The following is a 20,970-nucleotide window of genomic DNA, read 5'->3' as shown; positions in this document are numbered from 1 at the left end:
ATATATTCCGCCATGACAGAACGAACCCTTGACCGAATTGATCGCAACATCCTGCGCGTCCTCCAAGAAGACGGTCGCATTTCCAATGTTGAGCTGGCCCGTCGGGTCAACCTCAGCCCAACCCCCTGTCTCGAGCGGGTCCGGCGACTGGAACAGAGCAACTACATCAAGGGGTACATGGCAACCCTTAACCCCGCTAAAATCAACGTCAATTTGCTGGTCTTTGTTCAGATTACCCTTGAAAAAACCACCTCCGCATTTTTTGAAGAGTTCAAAACCACCATAATGCAGATCCCCGAAGTACTGGAATGCCACATGGTTTCTGGTGGATTCGACTACCTGATCAAGGTACGTGCAGCGGATATGACTGAATATCGAGGAATTCTGGGCGACAAACTTGCTGCAGCTCCCGGTGTCTCACAGACTCACAGCTATGTGGTCATGGAAGAAGTCAAGAACACCAATATCCTGCATGTAAAAGACAATTTCTGATCCGTCACCTGCTTCCCCGGTATACACCTCCGCGATACCCACAGCTTGCTCCTCTGAACAGGCCATCCTATGCTCTTGATGACAGCGAACCGACGAGCAGAATATTTCAGCTATGGGAACCGCCTGAATGACCGGCAAAGACAAAAAGCACCCCCCTCTCTCCGAAGACAAGCCCAAGGATGAACCGAGAGACAAGCCCAGAGACAAACTCAGTAACTTCGGGCAACACATGGGCTATGAACTTGGGCAGTGGTCAGAAAACCAGGCAACAGTCATTCTGACCATTGCCGAATGCCACTTAAACCGGGCAGGAATCATGCATGGCGGCGTTCTCGCGACCCTGATTGACACTGCTTGCGGGTACGCGATTATCCACAATCCCGACCCAACCAAGCAGCGCCGTGCTGTTACCCTCTCCCTGACAACCCTGTTCACCGCCCCGGCCAACGTCGGGGACACACTTTATGCCACTGGCATCTACAAGGGTGGGGGAAAAAGCACAAAGTTCCTGTCTTGTGAAGTCTTTAACCAGCACAAACAACTGGTTGGACAGGGAGAGGCTGTGATGAAAATATTCTAGGGCGAGAGCAAACCAGAATATCAATCCCTTTAGGCCAAGTCATCTTTCACCGGCGCAACGACGACGAGAAATCGGCTGATCTCCCCCTGCTCGTCACAAAAAGGAAAACACCCCCTGAAGATCTCGATAAAGGCCCGGTTTTCCCGGGGAACAGGGCTTCGCGTAAAAGATACACTTCGACTTCGGGAGACCTGATCCAGCTCCTGCCATTTGACCTCGGCAATCTCTCCTGAAAAAGCCTCTGCCAGACTCTTCCCCATCGAGTTAATGCCTGAAAGCTCGATAATGCGCTCCCCCTCCAGCTTGATCACATGCCCCTCCGGACCAGTGTTCACACGCTGAATTACCATTATCCAGGGTAATATCTTTCGCACCTTCAAAGGATCAAAAGAGGTCCATAAAGGGGGTGTGAAGCCCGGGGTGTCGTCAACATGATTCGCAGGGGGCATCAACCGGGACAAAGCCACTCCGGCCATATCGGCGTAAAAAGACGCCATGACATACACGGGGTTTGTCTCCTGTATACCGGACAGGCTCACCGTCTGATGCATAGATTTACCTGCCTGATAAAAAGGGACAAACCAGAAACCACCCAGAGACTAAATTTCTCTCAGCACCAGGTCAACAGATCAAGTCTTTGAAAACATACCAAAACGTTGAAGACTTACCTAAGAAATTTTCAAAACACCACAGGCGGCACATGCCTGCCGGCTATTCATTTTTCCATCCAACAAACACAACGGAAGTACTAACTTCTCATCCACGCAAGAAATAATCTGCCAGTCGCTTTGCTTCTACAGTCGCAAAATCAGAGATCAGCTTCCGCATCCAGATGCTGCCGGGATCCCTGTCCTGTCGACTGTGCCAGACAAGGGAAATTGGCGCAGGTTCAATCTCGAACGACAAAGGTACGATAACCAGCTCCCCGGCCTTGACCGCCCGGGCGACAACGGCCTGGGGGGTCACACAAACCAGATCCGTCTGCATAAGCAGCGGCGGGATGGCAGCAAAATGGGTTACAGTCATCGCGACACGGCGGGCAAGTCCCTGCCTGCGCAGAATACTATCCACATTGGCACTGGCCGCCCCTGTCAGCGATACCATCAGGTGATCCGCAGCAAGATAGTCTTCCAGAGGCAACACATCACCGGATTTCAAAGACTGTAGCATCGGATGGCCAGGCCGAACCGCACAGACCAGATGGTTATTAAAAAGCCAGGAAGAGCGAATCTGTTTGTGCCTGCCCACATAATAATGGATCACCAGATCAACAGAGGCATCAAGCAACAGTTCTTCTGTGTTCCCATGCAAGGGAACAGAATGCAGCGACACTCCCGGTGCCTCCTGCTCGAGAAACTTGCGCAAGGGCAACCAGAGCATGTCCACGGGATATTCAGTTACACCAATTCGGAAAACCCGGCCGCTTTTCCCCGGGTCAAACTGATCACCAGAAGCTGCATCCCTGATTTCCAGCAGGGGAGCCCTGGTTTTTTCCCACAACCGTTCTGCATAAGGGGTTGGCCTGATCCCCCGCCCCTGCTTGACAAAAAGCGGATCATTCCAGACCTGCCGCATGCGCGCCACAGCATTGGATACGGCAGGCTGCGTCATGCCAATCCGCCGGGCTGCCCCGGTCATCGAGCGTTCCGTCATGATGGCTTCAAACACCACCAGAAGATTCAGATCGAGGTTCTGCATTTCTGCCTCAATACATTCACAAAATGAATGAATATCATACAAATAATAAATTAGTCGAATGTATATTTCTTTCCTAACTATTCAGGCAGCGGACGGGAAAGCAACCATCCTGATCTCGATAAACCCTTTCAACTGGAGAAAATCATGAAAGCCTGGAAAGTTATCCCAAACACAGAAAAACTGGATTTGCAGCAACAGGAAATCAGCATTGGCAACCCCGGCCCAGGCGAGGTCCGGTTGCGTATGCACGCCACGTCGCTCAACTATCGTGATCTTCTCGTGGCCAATGGCAGCACCCCGCAAACCAAAGAAGGCGGCTTGATCCCGCTTTCTGACGGGGCGGGTCAAATCATCGCAATTGGCGAAGGCGTCACTGACTTTACCCCGGGAGACCGCGTTGCCAACATGTTCTGGCGCGACTGGCAGAGCGGGGCCTTTGACCCGCAGTACACCGCCATGGGCGCATCAATCGACGGAGTGCTGGCCGAAGAGGTCATCTTGCCAACCAAAGCTCTGGTCAAAATTCCCGATTTTCTCAGCTATGAAGAAGCAGCTTCCCTTCCCTGTGCGGCCCTGACGGCCTGGAATGCCCTGATGGAAACAGGGGACCTGAAACCCGGGCAAACGGTTGTTACTCTTGGTACAGGCGGGGTTTCCCTCTTTGCCCTGCAGTTTGCTAAATCACTGGGGGCAAAGGTCATTATTACATCAAGCAGCAACGACAAACTGGCCCGCGCCGGAAAGATGGGCGCTGATCACCTTGTCAATTATCGCGAAACCCCTGACTGGGCTGCAGAAGTTCTGCGCTTGACCGATGGCGTCGGTGCTGATGTTGTGCTCGACACAGGCGGTCCCGGCACACTTGAACAATCTCTTCAAGCAGCTCGCTTCAACGGGCGAATCACCATGATCGGCGTTCAGGCCGATCCAGGGCATAACATCTCACCGTTACCGATCCTGTTTAAAAAACTGCGCCTGCAAGGCATCATGGTTGGCAGCCGCGACATGTTTATCAACATGCTGGCCCAGATGACCCGTCACCAGATCCGCCCGGTAATCGATCAGGTCTTTGATTTTAACGATACCCCCAAGGCCTTCGAAGCAATGAAAACAGCCGGACATTTCGGCAAAATCGCCATCGCTGTCTAAGAGCAAGAAGATCATCGGAATCATATCCGGTTTTGCAAAAACACCGGGGCAGAGACTTGAAACACTCTGCTCCGGCTTTTTCACTTTCCCCTGAAAACGGGCTTGCGCTTTTCAAGGAAGGCTCTGATGCCCTCTTTATAATCGTCGGTATCACAACAGAGAAATGGTTCTCTATGTTCCTCTGAACTCAAGGGTTTTGAATCAAGAGCGCGCGTTGCATGCCTCTTGTGCCAACGTGCCGCCAGGGGTGCACCCTCGGCAATTCTGGTTGCAGATTTATAGACTTCTTCCTCTGCAACCAAATCGTCAACAATCCGCCCGACAAGTCCCTTGGCATAGGCTTCTTCCGCCGTGAAGATCCGCCCCTCCAGCAAAAGTTCCAGGGTCGTGCTGCGCCCCACCAGATCAACCAGTGCCCGCATGGCCGGAGAAGGCAGAACATTACCAATCCGGTTGATCGGAATACCAAATTTTGCCGAGGCATTGGCAATACGCAGATCACATTGCGCTGCAAGTTCCAGCCCACCGCCCATACAGGCACCTTCGATAAAGGCCAGGGTAGGATGAGGGCAGTCCCGGATTGCTTCCGCCGCGCGGTCCATCGGTTTGGCATATTCTTCGGCCTGCGCTGACGAAAAACGCACCTGTTCGAACTCTGCAATGTCAGCACCTGCCGCAAAAGCGCGTCCGCCCGCGCCCCGAATAACGACGCAGTGCAAGCTGTCATCAGCAGAAACGTCCTGCATCACATCCCCCAGTCGCTCCCACATGGCAAGATTGAAAGCGTTCAGTTTTTCTGGCCGGTTCAGAATGACAGTGGCAATAGCCCCGTCTCGCAAAAACAAGACTGAGCCCACTTTATCTGTTCCCGCCTTGGTTTCCGGTTTTGTCATACAGGCCTCGATTGAGATATGGTCTTTAAAAAAAATCCTCGTAGCTAAAGAGTGCATTCTTCCCGTCGCTTGTGGCAAGAAGAATGACTTAAGCTCTGACCCAGGTTCATCAAAATCAATGACCCAATATTATGGACGTTTATAGGCCCCCATCGAAACGCCTTTTTTGTAATGTCCGATATAGCTGAATAATGCCTTTATCAATGTACCGTCATGCTGACTTGCAGGTGCCAATATGACACCATCGAGAGTCAGAAAAGACAAAATAGCAAGTTTACGAGACTGCGCCTGCATAGTGCTCATCTACAATCCCCGATGCTTACTTAGGCATCGTTGAGAAACGTGTCTCTGGGCGTTGTATTAAACTATCTTTAGTTATTTTGAAGGCTTATGGAAAAGGCGGTTTATCTATAAAGCCCAAGAACTATTGAAACAGATCTCATATTAAAAATGGTGTTAAGCCTTAAATACCCTATCCATTTTTTCTCTGTCATAGTCGAAAAGAAGATGGTTTAGGTCTTGGTAAATGGGGTTGAGTTTATCAACATTAGGACTGATCAGATCAATGCCTCGGTTATCATAGGGGTGAGCGAGTATCTGTTTTTCAAGATCGAATAAGTAAACCTCTCCATTTATGTCAGGACGTATACCCAGAGATTTTGCCAAAGAAATCCAAACCAGCGATTTAAGGTCCTTACAGGGAGCATCATACAAAATAAAGTGGCGATATAAATAATATTCATTACCCTCATCTTCCTCCCCCAAGACAAACCAATACTCACGCCCCTTAGGAATAGTAATACCTGTACATTTCAAATCATATATTTGTTCACGTATAGAAAATGTAGATTTTTTATCACTCTCCAGGGCTAAACAAACCCCGACACGACTTTCAGAATCAAATACTCGCTGGATAATGGTTTGTGCGCGTTCCCAAGCGTAAAGGAACTCTTCATGAAAAACACCTTTATGAGGAAGTTCGAGCTCAAAGCGAAGGGCGATGTTGTGCTTGTAAAAAAGGCCATACGCTAAAGCCTTTTCCCCAAAAATATTTTCAAACTGCTCTCTTTTTACGAACTTCTTCACTGTCCCACCACTTCATAAACCAATTGCTTTAGAAAATGCTACAAGGATTGCTCGCCGCAGAGGTGGCCAGCGCCGACGGCGATGAAGATTCTACCGGAACCTTTCATTAGGCTGCAAGGCTCCTTCTTGTTGCGGGGCAGAGCTTTTTCTGAAATTTCATTGCAGAAAAGCACGACAAAAGTTAAACAAGGCAAAATCAGTCCGCAGCCCTCACAGATGACACAGATGGGAACCGAGATGAGCCAGATCACCGATACCGCAAGAACCACCGCCTCCATTCTTATGGAAATCGAAGCCGTGCTTTTCCGCCCTGAAGATCCCTTTACCTTTACATCAGGTCGGATCAGCCCGGTCTATGTTGACTGTCGCAAGATTATTTCCTTCCCACGCGCCCGGGCCAAACTGATGGATATGGCAGTCGAGCTGATCCAGCGTGATATCGGATATGAATCACTTGATGCCATTGCCGGGGGCGAAACAGCGGGCATTCCCTTCGCTGCAATGATCGCCGAACGGATGGGCCTGCCTATGCTGTATGTACGTAAAAAACCAAAAGGTTTTGGACGTGATGCCCAGATCGAAGGCTACATGCCCGAAGGCAGCCGGGTGCTTCTGGTTGAAGACCTTGCGACAGACGGCGGCTCCAAACTGAACTTTGTCGAAGCCATCCGCAAGGCCGGCTCCAAGTGCGATCATACCTTTGTCTTCTTCCACTACGGCATCTTCCCCCAGTCAATCAGCGATCTGGCAAAAGAGGGCGTCACACTGCACGCACTTGCCACCTGGTGGGATGCCCTGCAGGTTGCCGAAGAAAAGGGTTACCTCGCCGATGAAGGTCTGGAGCAGGTTCGCTCTTTCCTGGGCAATCCGACCGACTGGTCCCGTGAACGCGGTGGCAAAGCCGACTAGGCTTTCAGCTATTGTCTCGACAAAGGGCGGCACCATCCGGTAGCCGCCCTTTTGTGCATCAAGCCTAAAGTTATTTCCCCTCAAAGAGCCCCAAAATAGCTTTTGCCCAGCCACAGGATCAGGGGGATCGAGAAAAACGATACCACGGTCTGGACTGTCGAGGTTGCCGCATAGAGATCAGCGTCACCGCCCATTTTCTTGGCCAGCAGATACCCGTTCATCGCTGTTGGCACCGAGGCGCAGACCAGCAATACGGATAAAGACAGACCGCTAACCCCGAACCACACGGCCCAGAAAGCCATAACAACAGGCGTGAGCAGCAGCTTTCCAACCAGTCCGACCAGCAGTTCTTTAGAGGGTCTGAGCGCAGCCTTCAGGCTCAGTCCCGCCCCCAGCGCCAGAAGTGACATGGCCAGAGCAGAGCGTCCAAGCAGATCGACCATGGTCATTACTGGCTCCCAGACGACTGTTCCGGTCAGATTAACCAGCAACCCGATTGACACGCCCCAGATCAGCGGATTTTTCAGAACGGTTTTAAGAATTTGCCCGATTGGCGGACGGGCATTTGAAGAAAAGGTCGCCAGAACAAAGATATTGGAAACCTGCAAGGTTGGCACCATCACCGCAATCGCCACAGCAATCAGGGCCGCACCATCCCCGCCATAAAGCTTGAGCACTATCGCCAGGGCAATGAAGCCATGCCAGCGGGTCGTGGTCTGGAAGATGGTCGAGAATTGCCCCCGCTTTGTCCGCCAAAAACGATCAAGGAATGGCCAGGTCAAAAGCGTCAGCACGGCCATCGTCGCCAGCATGGCCAACAGGGTAAAGACATAGGGCCCAAGAGCGATGGTCGCCAGATCAGCCTTGATCAGGGTTTCGGCAAGAAGGGTCGGAAAGAAAATCCAGAAGCAGAGTTCTTCGACCACCCGCCAGTGATCCGCCGGGACGAAGTTCGACTTGCGCAGGGCAAACCCCAGCATGACGATGGCGAAAATAGGAAGGATACTTTCGAAAACAGTGAGCATGATAATCCGGAATATAACAGCTTTCCGAAAGTAAAACCCATGGATCGCTGAAAAGGTGACACAAAGCTGGGATCGAGGCCCGAGCCCTGCTTGAGAAAGGAGGTTGCAACACTATTACTGCCCCGGGCCGAGAAGGCCACCTTTATCACGCATAAATTCTGTTTTCCTCAACAGGAAAACCTTTGTCGATCTTTTATAAAGAAGACCCTCATCTGGACTTTTCCAGATACACTTTCAAACGCTGTGCCATCACGTTAGCCCCAGTATCATAAGGGAATATTGTCAAAAATTTTCCTTCTGTATCCATCAAATAGGTCAGCGAACTATGGGCAGCATCGTAATTTACAGCACCGCCATGCCCGTCGGAATGTTCTGAATGGGCACTGTGATCTTCTTCGGAAAGCAGAATTTTATGACGCTGTACCCGGAATTTCTTACTCACAGCAGCAACCTGTTCCTCGGTTCCGCTCAACCCGATCAGGGAAGGATGAAAAGAACTTATATAGTCAGCCAAAACCACTGGCCTGTCCCGTTCAGGATCGACCGTGATAAACAGTGGCTGTATCAAGTCAGCTTCATTCCCCAACAAATCCAGCGCTTCAGAAATATCATTCAAACTCGTCGGACAAATGGCAGGACAATGCGTATAGCCAAAGAAAATCAGCTTAAGTTTATCGGGCCAATCACTATCCCGGCGAACAGACCCCTGATGATCAAGCAGTTCGAAAGTCCCTCCGAACAACGCCTCCAGGGCAGGAGGCGTAACCGGGGCGGTTTCTGAAGCGGTTTTTGAATCTGGCACCGGGACGGTTTCAGCAACTGCCTGGGCAAACAGGGCCGTACTTTCTGTTCCAAAGATGATGACAAGTAGCAGGGCGAATTTCTGAAACAAAGTCTGCCAGTTCATTCACTCTTCCTCATAGATCAAGCCCGGGATACCAAGTTTGCCACCTTCTTCGACAATCTTGTGTATTCTCTCGTCCGAACGAAACCATTTTCCCAGATCTTTCCCCGGATTGGCCGCCAGCCATTTCTGTCCCCATTTACTGGCTTTTTCCCACTCTCCGGTTTTTTCCGAACGTACTCTCTGGACAAAATAAAGTGTCATCAGAGGATCTTGAATCAACAAACCATCCACCTGCACCGACTTGCCACAATGAGCGATCAGATCTTCTGTTCCCCCGGCAAAGTTCGTGCCGCCCTTGACCACAGGATAGAGTTTTCCATCCGGCAGAAGCAGGCCGAGCTGTCGCTTGCCTGCGCCACAGCTATCCGGACAGTTTCCACTGAGTTCACAGGCCAGATCAACAACCCTGCCTGTCAACTCCGTCGCTTGCTCGTGCTCAATACCCCATTCATTTGCGGCCTCAACCTGTGGGATACCGGACAACAGGGCAATGGCCATGACAAGCCCCCGAATTCTCCAGTGCTCTATAGGCAATTTTTTCATGATCTTATTTCCCGAAAGGTATAATGCCATAATCTTCGTGGTTGAGATTAACCACCCCCTGGTCATCAGCCACCTGCGTGACAAAAAGATATTTGACCCCGTCTCTCTCGTAGAGGTCTCCGTCAACTGTCACCTTGTGCGTCTGGATATTGACTATGGTTGGATTAGCGACGTTGGTGTCTTCGTTTTCCACCCGTAAAACCATGTAAACATTCCCGTCTTCGCCGAGAATACTCACTGGAATACCTCCAATCGCGCACCAGACGGCACAAAGATGATGCGCAGTTCCCTGGGCATCCCCCATGATCTCGGTGACATAACACCAGGTATCAATGATTTCACCCGTCACCTGGACCCGTTGCGGTGCTGTTGCTGCCTTTACGGGGGGAGCGACCGATATAAAGAAGATGGCCAGCGACAAGGCTATTCCCTGCAACAGGAGCCAGTAATTTTGCCTCCTTTGCCGACGACAAGCGTTTGTGAAAGACTCCATCCCCTCTTTCCTTTCTCCCGAAACCGAAACAGGGATAAAGTCTAGCGTGAAATCAGTGATTTTCCTGTATCACGACACATAAATTTCTTGTGTGCAAAGCCCTTCACCTCTCGACACCCCTGAGTAGAAATCCGCCCGGTTCTGACGAACCTTTAGACTAGTCGCCTTTTGTAATCGTATAGAGCATCAGGCTGTCATCAGCCCTGCTCCGGACTTCGACACCACGACGAACACCCCAGACCACCCCTTGCTGGTGTAGCGGGATATAACCAACATCCTCGGCGAGAATCTGATAGGCTTGTGTAATCAGTTCATCCCGCCTGTCCTGATCAATCTCGACCAGGATTTTTTCTGACAAGTCATCAATTCTGGAATTGCTGTAGCCTCCAAAATTAAAGCCACCCCGCTTCAGCTCCTTGTCAGGACTGCCCATCACATTTTGGATCACGTTGTAACTGTCCAGGCTCCCCGGCGTCCAGCCGAGGAAATAGAACGATGTATCCTGGCCCAACAAGCGTTTAAAAAACTGCGATTTCGGGATCGCCTCGACCTTGGCTGTAATCCCTACTTTGGCCAGAAAAGCGGCCACAGCCAGACAGAGCTCTTCATCCTTCAGATAGCGGTCGTTAGGGCAAAGCAGTTCCAGTTCAAACCCCTTTTCATAGCCAGCATCCCTTAACAGCACCCGCGCTTTATCCGGATCATAGTCAAGGCGCCGCATTTGACCCGCAGGAGCAAATAACAGAGGAGAAATCATTGTTGCAGCTGGTGTCCCGATGCCATAGAGCACTTTTTTGTTCAGAAGCTCGACATCAATAGCCCGGTAAAAAGCTTCGCGCACCCTGCGATCTGCGAAAGGGTTTTTACCCTTCACATTGGAATAAAGCAGCTCGTCGCGCATTTGATCCATGCCAAGGAACATCGTTCTTACTTCCGGGCCGGCAACAATCCTGGTTTCTTCTAATGCCTCTATCGCGGCAATGTCCTGTAGTGGCACAGGATAGATCAGGTCCATCTCTCCTGAAATCAACGCAGCGACCCTTGTCGCATCCTTGCCTATCGGAGAGAAAATCACGCGATCAAGGTTATGTTTTTTCGTATCCCACCACAGCTTGTTGACTTCCAGCTCTGCAGCCCCGCCCTCTACACGTGAAAGCAAACGAAACGCCCCTGTTCCATTGGCATGGGCTGAAGCAAAACCTGTACGTCCCTCGGCGACAGATGCCGGAATTTCTGCACCATTAGCCTCACTCCATTCCCGATCCATAATCAGGAGGTTCGGCCATTCATGAAAGAGTATCGGATTGGGAGTTGCTGTAATGAAATCAATCGTAAAGTCATCAATGACTTCAACTTTCAAGCCCTGTGGAATATAGCTCTTGGCATTGGCGTCCTTATGCAAAGCCCGCTCAAAGGTAAAAACCACATCACTTGCTGTAAAAGGATTGCCGTTGTGAAACACCACGTTCTGGCGCAGATAAAACCGCCACCGGGTCGGCTCAAGTTGTTCCCAGCTTTCCGCCAGAGCCGGTTCAATTTTGAGATCGTGATCCCGGCGAACCAACCCCTCATATACATTAGAGAGGAATCCCAATGTAAAACTTTCATTCAGTACGTGGGGATCAAGGGATTGGATATCTCCCTGATAGGCCCAGCGGAAGGTATTTTCAGCAGCAAGAATGCTGCCTCTTCCTGAAAAAAACAAAACCAGTACCAGGAAAATCAACAATGCTTTCCCGGCCTTGTAATGGGGATATTTTTTCACACCGTCACCTTTTCCAAATAGACAAATATGTACAGACAGATTTTTCCAGATTCGTTAATCCCTGCCTCTTTATCCCCGTCAGGGACAAGGGCGGGCCACAAGACTGTTGATCATCTCAATCAAAGTCATTGGATCAATCGGTTTTCCAATACAACCGTTCATGCCCGCTTCCTTGTAGCGCAGACGATCTTCTTCGGTATCATCTGCAGTAAGAGCAATAATCGGCACCTTCCCTGCCTCGTTATTCTCCAGTGCCCTGATTTTGCCTGTGGCTTCCATTCCGTCCATCTCAGGCATGATGACATCCATCAGGACAACATCAAATTTCTCTCTGCGGCAGCATTCAACAGCTTCGACACCATTCTCGGCAAACATCAGGTCAAAAGGCAGTTTTTCGAAAAAGCTCTGGATCAACATCCTGTTGATCTTGTTATCTTCTGCGACCAAGATTTTCAGGTTGCGGGATTTTTCCGGTTGTTCCTCCCCATCGCCTTTTCTTGGCTCCCGGCTCAAACCAGCTTGTTTTACAGCCGTTTTTTCAACACCCCTCTCGTTCCCCAGAGATCGTTTCTGTTTTGGTATCTGTGATGCTTCAGTATTTTTTGCCGCGGCAGAAAAGCATTTGGAAACCCTGAGGACGTCTTGAGAGAAACTCGTACCCGTGCTGATAAATTCAGTCCGTTCTGGTAACCCGGCAAAGTGAGCAGAATCTTTTTTTCGGCTTGTCAGGAGCACAAAGGGTATATCGCGAACACGATCCAGAACCTGAAAAATGCGTCCGAGATCTATGCCCGAAACCTTTGGCATCTCCCCTGACACAATCACCCCATCGGGGGGGCTGACCAAGGCATTTTCAAGCAATTCCAAGGTGCTGCCAAAAGAGATCATCCGCCATCCCGGCCGATTAAGTTCCTGAGCCAGGCGATGCAGATGCAAACGACTGGAGATAGAAACCATCACTTCGACTTCTTCAACTGCTCCTGTTTCAAGGCTGACCTGCCCCTGTGACAAGTCGGATGCCTGAGGAAGAGAGCGTAATAAACGTGCCGCTTCTGTCTGATCCAACACCCGGTTTACATCTGCCAGTTTACCGATGTGATCCAGATACACATTCACTGCATCTATATTTTCTCCACCCAAGCTGTTGGTTTTCGCCAGATAATCTTCCAGCCTGTGTGCAATCATGGCAATCACAGAAAAGCCGAACACCGTCCCCTGGCCCTTGAGATTATGGGCCTCTCGACGAATGAGCTGAATCGCTTCGGCTTCGCCCATCTGTCCGGCGTAGACCTGATTGAGGCGGTCTTCAAGATCTTCGACAACACTATGGCATTGATCGACAAAATCCTGTTGCAACAGCTGATAAGATTCATCTTCCCCAGAATTCATTCCGTCAAAATCCCTGAAACCGTTTATCACCTCTTCTGGTGAGGACAACCCGATCCTATAAGGAAATCATTTCCATATTAATAAGAGAGACAAAAATCCTCTTTTTCACTGAAAGTACATCAATCATATGGCAAATTTGAATGCGGCGTTTCTCTTCTTGAAGAAAACCCCACACTCGGGTGTAATTGCCTTGTTTACAGAGGCTAGTACTTATTTTCCTAAATGATTGCCCCTCGTCAACAAACTCACTTGTGACCAAACAGGAAACCTTCATGAGCCCCAAGCCCAATTCGATTGCCAGTCGCGACATCGCCTACTGTCTGCACCCCTATACAAACGCCAGGGCCCACGAAAAAAAGGGCCCGCTCGTGATAACCCACGGCAAGGGAATTGAAGTCTTCGATGATCAGGGAAAATCTTACATCGAAGGCATGGCGGGACTCTGGTCCACGTCTTTGGGCTTCAGTGAGGAACGCCTGGTTGAGGCTGCCGCCAAACAAATGCGCGCCCTGCCATTTTACCACGGTTTCACCCACAAGACAGCGATTCCCGCTGTTGAGCTTTCCGAAAAACTGATCGCCATGGCCCCTGTGCCAATGTCGAAAGTGATCTTTGCCAACTCGGGTTCGGAAGCCAACGATACAATCGTCAAGCTGGTCTGGTATTACAACAATGCGCTTGGTCGCCCCGAAAAAAAGAAGATTATCAGCCGGGTCAAAGGCTATCACGGCGTTACTGTCGCAACAGCCAGCATGACAGGGTTACCCGTCAACCAGACTGACTTTGATTTGCCAATCAATAATATCCTCCATACATCCTGCCCCCACTACTGGCGGTTCGGGAAAGAAGGAGAAAGTGAAGAAGCATTTGCCAGCCGCATGGCATGCGAGCTTGAAGAGATGATTCTGTCCGAAGGTCCCGAGACCATTGCAGCTTTTATTGGGGAGCCAGTGATGGGCGCTGGCGGTGTGATTATTCCTCCGGCGACTTATTGGGAAAAAATCCAGACCGTGCTCAGGAAACACGACATTCTATTGATTGCAGATGAGGTGATCTGCGGATTTGGGCGCACCGGGAACAGCTTTGGCAGTCAGACTTTCGGGATTGAACCCGATATCATGTCCATGGCCAAAGCCCTCAGTTCTTCCTACCTTCCCATCTCGGCAGTCATGCTGAATGACAAATTCTATCAGGTCATTGCCGATAATTCTGACAAGATCGGCGTACTGGGTCACGGATTCACCTATTCCGGTCATCCCGTTTGTGCGGCAGTCGCTCTTGAAACCCTAAAAATTTACGAAGAGCGCAACCTCTTTGCCCAGGTCGCCGAAACCGGCGCACATCTTCAAAACCGTCTGGCCGCTTTCAAAGATCACCCTCTGGTGGGAGAAGTCCGGGGCATCGGTCTTATAGCCGGGGTCGAGCTCGTGCAAAACAAACGGACAAAAGAGAGCTTTTCACCTGCGGGAAAGGTCGGCACCTATCTGAACGAGCGGGCTGTGGAAGAAGGACTGATTATCCGGAACATGGGGGATACGATCGCTTTCTGCCCTCCTTTGATCATCACTGATGATCAGATTGATCAAATGATCGGGCGCTTTGCAAAAGCCCTGGAAAAAACGCTGGACTGGACAAGACGGGAAGGCCTGCTTTCCGTGGCTTAGTTTCCACGATAAAAGATGGCACCTCAGCCATCTTTTATCGTTTGTCCCCATCAGTATTCCGGCGGGGATTCTGGTGAGCATTCCGGTTTCAATAAATTCGCGGACTCTTGACATCGATCAATGCAGAAGGATCGCGAAGAGGTAACAGTCATTTGTACAGACCTTGTTATCTTTATGCGTCGTTCAGTCGCGTTGGTGATAGTATGATGACGCAATAGACTGCCAATTGTTGTTGATTTGGGGTACACTATTCATTAATTCAGCAACTGATAAGCTTGTTCTGGGGAACCTCACGGCAAGCAACAACAAGCCGGATTAAACGGCCCACGTTAGGCGAGAAGAGCAGATGGATTACGAAAAGTTTTTCAGCACCGCGGTAGCTGACCTCAAGGAAGAAGGACGCTATCGGGTATTTGCTGACCTTGAACGTAAGGCCGGCCAGTTTCCCAGTGCAACCCATTACAGCGACAAGGGCAACCGTCCGGTCACTGTCTGGTGCTCCAACGACTATCTGGGCATGGGCCAGAATCCCAAGGTCATCGCGGCCATGCATGAGGCACTAGACAAGTGCGGCGCAGGTGCAGGCGGAACCCGCAATATCTCCGGCAACAATCACTATCATGTTCTTCTGGAACGGGAACTGGCAGACTGGCACCACAAGGAAGCCGCCCTGCTTTTCACCTCTGGTTATGTATCCAACTGGGCTGCGCTGAGCACACTCGCTGGAAAACTGCCGAACTGTGTGGTTCTGTCAGATTCCATGAACCATGCCTCCATGATCGAAGGTATCCGCCACAGCAAGGCCGAAAAGATCATCTTCAAGCACAATGACGCAGCCGATCTTGAAGCTCGCCTGAAGGAAATTGATCCGGCGCGACCAAAGATCATTGCCTTTGAATCCGTCTATTCCATGGATGGAGATGTCGCACCGATTGAAGCCTTCTGTGATCTGGCTGACAAATACAATGCCATCACCTACCTTGATGAGGTCCATGCCGTAGGACTCTACGGTCCCCGTGGCGGTGGTATTGCCGATCGGGATAACCTCTGCCATCGACTGGACGTCATAGAAGGCACCCTCGGCAAGGCCGTTGGTGTTGTCGGAGGTTACATTACTGCAACAGCAAGCCTGGTCGATTTCATCCGGAGCTATGCTTCGGGCTTTATCTTCACGACCTCTTTGCCTCCCGCTGTTGCCGCAGGAGCCCTGGCCAGTATCCAGCACCTCAAGCAAAGCAGCTTTGAACGCTCCCGCCACCAGGACCGGGCCAGTGAAACCCGGCGCCAGCTCAAGGAAGCTGGACTTCCGGTTCAGCACTCTGACACCCACATCGTTCCTGTTATGGTAGGGGATCCTGTTCTCTGCCGCCAGATTACCGACACCTTGATGACCCGCTACGGGATTTACGTTCAGCCGATCAACTATCCCACTGTTCCAAAGGGAACCGAACGTCTGAGGCTGACACCATCGCCCGTACACAGTGATGAGGATATCGCGTATCTCACCCGGGCGCTCAAGGAAATCTGGCAGGAACTGAATCTTCGGATCGCAGCATAAACCGCAAATTTGCGAATCATTCGCATTTGACTGGACAAGAGGAACGCGGCACGATAGGTTTTGTGCAGATGCTTGATCTGCCGTAGAGTCTTCTATTCAGGAGCGAACCGATGTACCGCGATAATACTCTGGTCCCCGCCGAAGCCACGCGCCTGCTTGCGCTGGGACTTTTGCTGGAAAAAGCCATGAGTTATGGTGAACTAGCCCAGACTGTCCGCGGTTTTACCAGCCTTGTTGTCGGCCCCTCTCTTGATCTTATTGGCACGCCATTGGAAGTTCTCAAGGTTGAAGGGCTCGTCAAAAAAAATCCTGACGAAGAAAGTGAACTCTGCCTGACCCAGACCGGGCGGGAAGAGTTTGACGAACTGATGGCCTCCAATCTTCGCGCTCCGGTTACGGATATGAGCAAGCTGATCATTGCCATTAAGATGCGTCTGCTTCATCTCGCTGACGAGAAGACCCGTAACATGCAGATCAATTTGCTGGTTGATATCCACGAACGCCAGCTCAACAGGTTGCTGGAGCTGAAACAGGGCTACACCCCGGCCAAAGGTGAGTTCAGTGGCTGGCTTGACCAGGATATCACCCACACCCGGGAACAGCTTGCCAGCTACGAAGTCATGGCTGCGCAGATAAGTGCAGAGTAATTCTACTTTTAAAAATCAAACTTTTCAGAAAACAAAAGTGCCAGACCGAAAACATTATTCAATCTGGCATTAAGTACCGATTTCAAGATCAGCCCGGTACATCCCGAGGATAGGTTTTTTTAGACACTTCTGCAAATTCCGGATCAATTGTAACGGTCACAAACGGAACTTCAGCCGAGGTTGTTCCGAGGATATTACCTTCGGGATCAATAATCCAACCCAAGCCTCCCAGATTTTCCCCCAAACCTTTCGGATTATAAAGATTCGAAGATAAGCAGTAAGCCCCTGACACCACAGCTGATGCTTGCCCACCTGCTAACCATTTGTCCGTTGATTCATGTGGCGTTGCCCGAGGAACACATAATAGATGAGCTTTTTGCTTCGCGTAAGATCGCGCATGTTCAAAGAACCACATTTCAGTGCAGATAGAAACCCCGATCCGGATGTCTCCATAGCGTGTCGTCGTGAAGATTTTATCCCCCCTATCATACCAAGTCGCTTCCCAATACCCCTCTTCATCCGGCAGGTTCCACTTGTCATGAAAATCGACCAACTCATAGTTATGACGCCATAGATACGCTCGGTTGCGGCGGCTCCCTCCCTGCAAGACAGGACGCGTCCCCATCACTGCCTTCGCGCCCAACTCCTCTAATCGGAGAATCATTTTGTCATGCGCGTCTATCGCCATGGACCATTCAGTTGCAGAGGGCACTTTATCTGCAGCCAACCAAGGATAAAAAGCCATTTCAGGAACAAGCACAAATTCTGATTTCTCTTCTGAAACATGATGACACAAAGCCTGAAAATTGGCTTCTTGTACCTCGGGACGATTATCAAACTGACAGACGGTTACTTTCATTTGATCTTCTCATTCTACTTCTATTATCACGACCAGATTCCCGACAAAAACCGAATACCTTCGATCCTGTCAGAGCACCACAAGCATCCAAATATTTCTTGTCGACAAATAGAGTAATTCTTGATTACATATTGAATAATAACTAACAAATTGATCAGGAAATGTGACAAAATGCTAAATCTGGATGACACAGACAGAGCCTTGATCTCTCTTTTGAGAAAAGATGCCAGGCTGCCTGTGGTTTCGATTTCGCATCATCTCAAGATATCCCGAGCAACAGTCCAAAAGCGAATTGAGCGCCTTTTGGCAAAGAAGGTTATCCATGGCTTTACAATAAAAACTGCTTCACCTGACAACCAAATGCCGATCCGGGCACAAACCCATATCAAGATGCAGTCAAAGTCGCACAAGCGTCTCATCGCCTACATCTCCGGGAAACCTGAAGTCATTGCTGTGCACACCATCAGCGGTCCCTACGACATACTTGTGGAAATCCAGGCGTTATCGCTTGAAAAGCTGGATGATGCTCTGGCAGATATCCGAACTCATGAAGATGTCATGGATACCGAAACCTCTATCCTTCTGGCGACACATTATCAGTGATGACATGGCTTAGACATCGCGTCATAACGTGGGAAATTCAGGTTTTACGAGACTTTTTTGATTTTTTTCTTGGGATTGAGCATTGAGACGGATTTAACCTGGGCATAGATATCCTGCCCGACTTCGAAGGCAAAAGCACGAAGCGAGCGTCGGGTAATACGGGCAATAAACCTTGCCCTTGGCTCTCCATCATCTGCAACAGAGCTCCCGTGTCCTGCAGAAATCAGAACATTGACCCTCGCTTCATCCAGAGAGTGAATTGCCAATATCCTGACGGGCAAGACATTCAATATTGTCGTACGCGACGGTCTTTCCCGTGCCAGGCTCACATCATTGGCTGAAATTCTGATCCGGTGACGCGTACCAACCTCGCCCAGTCTTCCCGGCACCAGAATTTTACCGCCGGTTACACTCATTTCGCTCAGAAGATCTTCAGGATCGAACCCAACGACCTGTCCTTCCACCACAGAAGCCGTTTTGGCACCCCGGGCAATGAAGAGTTCCGGATCTGACAATACATCGCCCAGAGGACCGGAAGAAAGAACCCGCCCCTTCTCCATCAACACCATCCAGTCCGCCAGACGTTCCACCTCGTCCGTATCGTGCGAGACAAAAATCATTGGAATATCCAGCTTTCTGAAAAGTGTTTCCAGATAGGGAATAATCTCGTCTTTACTGAAACGATCCAGCGCCGCCAGGGGTTCATCCATAAGCACCAGTTCAGGTCCACAGAGCAGCGCCCGACCAATCGCAACACGCTGTCGCTCTCCACCCGAGAGAGTCAGGGGCGAGCGCCCCAGCAGATCTCCCAGCCCCAGCAAAGCGACAATGTCTTCAAGGCGTAACAGTTGCCCTCTTGCCCCGGCACGTTTCTGCCCGAAAACCAGGTTGTCTTTAACCGAGAGGTGAGAAAAGAGGCTAGCCTCCTGAAACACCACCCCCACCGGACGTTGATGCGTAGGAAGAAAACTTGTTTCATCCTGCCAGACCTGCCCCTTGACCGAGAGGAAGCCACCGGGCTGTCGGCTCAGTCCAGCCAGACAGCGTAATACAGAGGTCTTGCCACATCCTGATTGCCCAAACAGGGCAGTAACACCTTTCGCTGGAATGGAAAATTCACTGTCCAGATCAAAGTCATCCAGGGGGCCAGAGAAGCGGGCAATAATTTGGGTCATCTCAAGCGCCGCCCCATTTTCTTTTCCAGCAGGATCATGCTGAGGATTACAAGGAAGGAAAAGATCAGAAGCCCAATCGAAAGTACATGAGCCTCTCCCCATTCAAGAGCTTCGACGTGATCATAGATTGCAACGGACAGAACCCTCGTTTCTCCTGGGATATTGCCTCCGATCATTAAAATCACACCAAACTCACCCACTGTATGAGCAAACCCGAGGACAGCGCCTGTGAGAAACCCCGGACGCGCCATAGGAATTGCGACAGCAAAGAAGGTATCCAGCGGACTGGCCCGCAGTGTCGCAGCCACTTCAAGCGGCCGTTCGCCAATTGCCTCAAAGGCATTGCGGATCGGCTGGATAACAAAAGGCATGGAGTAAATTACCGAGCCAACCACCAGCCCGGCAAAAGTAAAGGGTAATGCACGGCCGAAAATCTGTGTCGCCAGCTGGCCCAAAGGACTATCTGGCCCCAGGGCAATCAACAGGTAAAAGCCGAGAACTGTCGGCGGCAACACGATCGGCAGCGCAACAACGGCTGCCACGGCTTCTTTCCACCAGGATCTGGAACGTGCCAACCACCAGGCCACCGGTGTTCCCAGTAACAGGAGAACGACAGTGGTGATGAAGGCCAGTTTGACCGTGATCCAGATCGGATCCCACATTGCCTCAGAACTCCTGCAACAAATTTAATAAACTGAATATCGTTAATTACGGCTTGACTGTAGCGTACCCGAAACTCTGAATGATTGCAGCCGCTTCGTCACTTTTTAAATAGGCAACGAATGCAGTCGCCGCCGGATTTCCCTGTCCCTTTATCAAGAGAACTGCCTGTTGATCAATTGGCTGGTACAAATGCTCTGGAACAACCCAGCTGACTCCCCCAATTTCGGAATTCTGCGTTGCCACTGTTTTCTGCTGTTGCAGAGCCTGAGATACAATCTGGGACAGGGCAACAACCCCTACCTCAGCATTCCCGCTGTAGACAAACTGATAGGTCTGAGCGATATTTTCACCCTGGACGATCTTGTGTTTGACTGCCTCATAAAGTCTGAGGTTCTTCAGCATTTCCACTGCTGCCTGGCCATAGGGAGCCGTCTTGGGATTGGCGATGGCCAAACGGGTCACCTTGTCTCCCTTGAGATAATCCGGACCAAGCCCGGCAAGATCAGCTCGATTGCTCCACAGGGCAATCCGCCCTCGGGCATAGGTAAATCGACTGCCTGCCACAGCGAGACCATTTTTTTCACTCAGTGCCGCTCGCAGAGAATCAGCTGCAAGAAATACCTCGAAAGGAGCCCCGTTTTTTATCTGGGTATAAAGCTTGCCTGTCGAGCCGGAACTCAACACAACTTCATGACCACTTTTTAGAGAATAAGCACGTACTAGCGCCTCTGCTGTTGTTTTAAAGTTGGATGCAACGGCAACCTTTACCGTCTCGGCTTTCGCCAGTGCAGGAAACGAAACAACCAGGCTGAAGAGAACAGCACTCAAGACACTCCGGAATAACCACTTAAAGCCCTGATCCATCAATACTG

At 50.5% G+C, this 20,970-nt stretch carries 23 protein-coding genes; 8 read left to right on the top strand and 15 right to left on the bottom strand.

The features are described from left to right. The first annotated feature begins 12 nt into the window (after positions 1–12). Both O4H49_RS01245 and O4H49_RS01240 read left to right on the top strand, forming a co-directional pair. Positions 13–492, top strand: a complete 480-nt coding sequence (locus tag O4H49_RS01245) for an Lrp/AsnC ligand binding domain-containing protein (RefSeq protein WP_020592678.1) — start codon at positions 13–15, stop codon at positions 490–492. A 127-nt stretch (positions 493–619) separates the two neighbouring features. Beyond that, a complete protein-coding gene (locus O4H49_RS01240) occupies positions 620–1,072 on the top strand; it encodes a PaaI family thioesterase (protein WP_269421588.1) in 453 nt (150 codons plus the stop codon). A gap of 29 nt (positions 1,073–1,101) precedes the next feature. On the opposite strand, the gene O4H49_RS01235 is transcribed toward O4H49_RS01240, so the two are convergent. Beyond that, on the bottom strand, positions 1,102–1,623 hold the full coding sequence (locus tag O4H49_RS01235; protein ID WP_269421587.1) for a hypothetical protein: 522 nt from the start codon (positions 1,621–1,623) through the stop codon (positions 1,102–1,104). Positions 1,624–1,828: 205 nt separating this feature from the next. After that, positions 1,829–2,770, bottom strand: a complete 942-nt coding sequence (locus tag O4H49_RS01230) for a LysR family transcriptional regulator (protein ID WP_269421586.1) — start codon at positions 2,768–2,770, stop codon at positions 1,829–1,831. Positions 2,771–2,914: 144 nt separating this feature from the next. Here O4H49_RS01230 and O4H49_RS01225 point away from each other — a divergent pair, with 144 nt between their 5' ends. After that, entirely contained in the window at positions 2,915–3,919 is a 1,005-nt protein-coding gene (locus O4H49_RS01225) for a zinc-dependent alcohol dehydrogenase family protein (protein ID WP_269421585.1), read from the top strand. Positions 3,920–3,999: 80 nt separating this feature from the next. Here the strand turns inward: O4H49_RS01225 and O4H49_RS01220 are convergent, their stop codons facing one another. From O4H49_RS01220 to O4H49_RS01210, 3 genes are all read right to left on the bottom strand, one after another. Next, the gene (locus O4H49_RS01220; protein WP_269421584.1) at positions 4,000–4,812 is read right to left on the bottom strand and encodes an enoyl-CoA hydratase/isomerase family protein; all 813 of its coding nucleotides are present in this window, start codon (positions 4,810–4,812) and stop codon (positions 4,000–4,002) included. A 129-nt stretch (positions 4,813–4,941) separates the two neighbouring features. Beyond that, a complete protein-coding gene (locus O4H49_RS01215) occupies positions 4,942–5,115 on the bottom strand; it encodes a hypothetical protein (protein ID WP_269421583.1) in 174 nt (57 codons plus the stop codon). Positions 5,116–5,268: 153 nt separating this feature from the next. After that, positions 5,269–5,898 (bottom strand): DUF3885 domain-containing protein, encoded by a 630-nt coding sequence (locus O4H49_RS01210; RefSeq protein WP_269421582.1) that lies wholly within the window; start codon positions 5,896–5,898, stop codon positions 5,269–5,271. Positions 5,899–6,123: 225 nt separating this feature from the next. On the opposite strand from O4H49_RS01210, the gene O4H49_RS01205 reads away from it, so the two are divergent. Beyond that, positions 6,124–6,807, top strand: a complete 684-nt coding sequence (locus tag O4H49_RS01205; protein ID WP_419715208.1) for an orotate phosphoribosyltransferase — start codon at positions 6,124–6,126, stop codon at positions 6,805–6,807. 80 nt (positions 6,808–6,887) lie between these two features. Here O4H49_RS01205 and O4H49_RS01200 read toward each other — a convergent pair whose 3' ends face one another. From O4H49_RS01200 to O4H49_RS01175, 6 genes are all read right to left on the bottom strand, one after another. Beyond that, positions 6,888–7,832, bottom strand: coding sequence for an AEC family transporter (locus O4H49_RS01200; RefSeq protein WP_269421580.1), 945 nt, complete (start codon positions 7,830–7,832; stop codon positions 6,888–6,890). Positions 7,833–8,040: 208 nt separating this feature from the next. Next, the gene (locus O4H49_RS01195) at positions 8,041–8,739 is read right to left on the bottom strand and encodes an SCO family protein (RefSeq protein WP_269421579.1); all 699 of its coding nucleotides are present in this window, start codon (positions 8,737–8,739) and stop codon (positions 8,041–8,043) included. Then, entirely contained in the window at positions 8,740–9,282 is a 543-nt protein-coding gene (locus tag O4H49_RS01190; RefSeq protein WP_269421578.1) for a hypothetical protein, read from the bottom strand. A gap of 4 nt (positions 9,283–9,286) precedes the next feature. Next, entirely contained in the window at positions 9,287–9,775 is a 489-nt protein-coding gene (locus O4H49_RS01185; RefSeq protein ID WP_269421577.1) for a hypothetical protein, read from the bottom strand. A 157-nt stretch (positions 9,776–9,932) separates the two neighbouring features. Then, the gene (locus O4H49_RS01180; protein ID WP_269421576.1) at positions 9,933–11,540 is read right to left on the bottom strand and encodes an ABC transporter substrate-binding protein; all 1,608 of its coding nucleotides are present in this window, start codon (positions 11,538–11,540) and stop codon (positions 9,933–9,935) included. Positions 11,541–11,618: 78 nt separating this feature from the next. Then, the gene (locus O4H49_RS01175; protein WP_269421575.1) at positions 11,619–12,929 is read right to left on the bottom strand and encodes a response regulator; all 1,311 of its coding nucleotides are present in this window, start codon (positions 12,927–12,929) and stop codon (positions 11,619–11,621) included. A gap of 272 nt (positions 12,930–13,201) precedes the next feature. On the opposite strand from O4H49_RS01175, the gene O4H49_RS01170 reads away from it, so the two are divergent. The 3 genes from O4H49_RS01170 (at position 13,202) to O4H49_RS01160 (ending at position 16,798) form a co-directional block, all read left to right on the top strand. Next, complete coding sequence (locus O4H49_RS01170; protein ID WP_269421574.1) at positions 13,202–14,593, top strand: aspartate aminotransferase family protein; 1,392 nt, start codon at positions 13,202–13,204, stop codon at positions 14,591–14,593. Positions 14,594–14,939: 346 nt separating this feature from the next. Further along, entirely contained in the window at positions 14,940–16,151 is a 1,212-nt protein-coding gene (gene hemA, locus O4H49_RS01165; protein ID WP_269421573.1) for a 5-aminolevulinate synthase, read from the top strand. A 110-nt stretch (positions 16,152–16,261) separates the two neighbouring features. Beyond that, complete coding sequence (locus tag O4H49_RS01160) at positions 16,262–16,798, top strand: hypothetical protein (protein ID WP_269421572.1); 537 nt, start codon at positions 16,262–16,264, stop codon at positions 16,796–16,798. A gap of 88 nt (positions 16,799–16,886) precedes the next feature. On the opposite strand, the gene O4H49_RS01155 is transcribed toward O4H49_RS01160, so the two are convergent. Beyond that, complete coding sequence (locus tag O4H49_RS01155; protein WP_269421571.1) at positions 16,887–17,657, bottom strand: carbon-nitrogen hydrolase family protein; 771 nt, start codon at positions 17,655–17,657, stop codon at positions 16,887–16,889. Positions 17,658–17,828: 171 nt separating this feature from the next. Here O4H49_RS01155 and O4H49_RS01150 point away from each other — a divergent pair, with 171 nt between their 5' ends. After that, entirely contained in the window at positions 17,829–18,260 is a 432-nt protein-coding gene (locus O4H49_RS01150; protein WP_269421570.1) for an Lrp/AsnC family transcriptional regulator, read from the top strand. Between the two features lie 44 nt (positions 18,261–18,304). Here O4H49_RS01150 and modC read toward each other — a convergent pair whose 3' ends face one another. The 3 genes from modC to modA are packed head-to-tail and all read right to left on the bottom strand — an operon-like array spanning position 18,305 to position 20,962. Continuing rightward, the gene (gene modC, locus O4H49_RS01145; RefSeq protein ID WP_269421569.1) at positions 18,305–19,435 is read right to left on the bottom strand and encodes a molybdenum ABC transporter ATP-binding protein; all 1,131 of its coding nucleotides are present in this window, start codon (positions 19,433–19,435) and stop codon (positions 18,305–18,307) included. Then, entirely contained in the window at positions 19,432–20,097 is a 666-nt protein-coding gene (modB, locus tag O4H49_RS01140) for a molybdate ABC transporter permease subunit (RefSeq protein WP_269421568.1), read from the bottom strand. The genes modC and modB overlap by 4 nt, the downstream gene beginning before the upstream one ends. Before the next feature lie 46 nt (positions 20,098–20,143). Then, entirely contained in the window at positions 20,144–20,962 is an 819-nt protein-coding gene (modA, locus tag O4H49_RS01135) for a molybdate ABC transporter substrate-binding protein (protein WP_269421567.1), read from the bottom strand. Between the last annotated feature and the right edge of the window lie 8 nt (positions 20,963–20,970).

Source organism: Kiloniella laminariae (genome assembly GCF_027214005.1).
GTDB classification, from domain to species: domain Bacteria; phylum Pseudomonadota; class Alphaproteobacteria; order Kiloniellales; family Kiloniellaceae; genus Kiloniella; species Kiloniella laminariae_A.
This window is presented reverse-complemented; position numbering and strand designations above follow the sequence as displayed.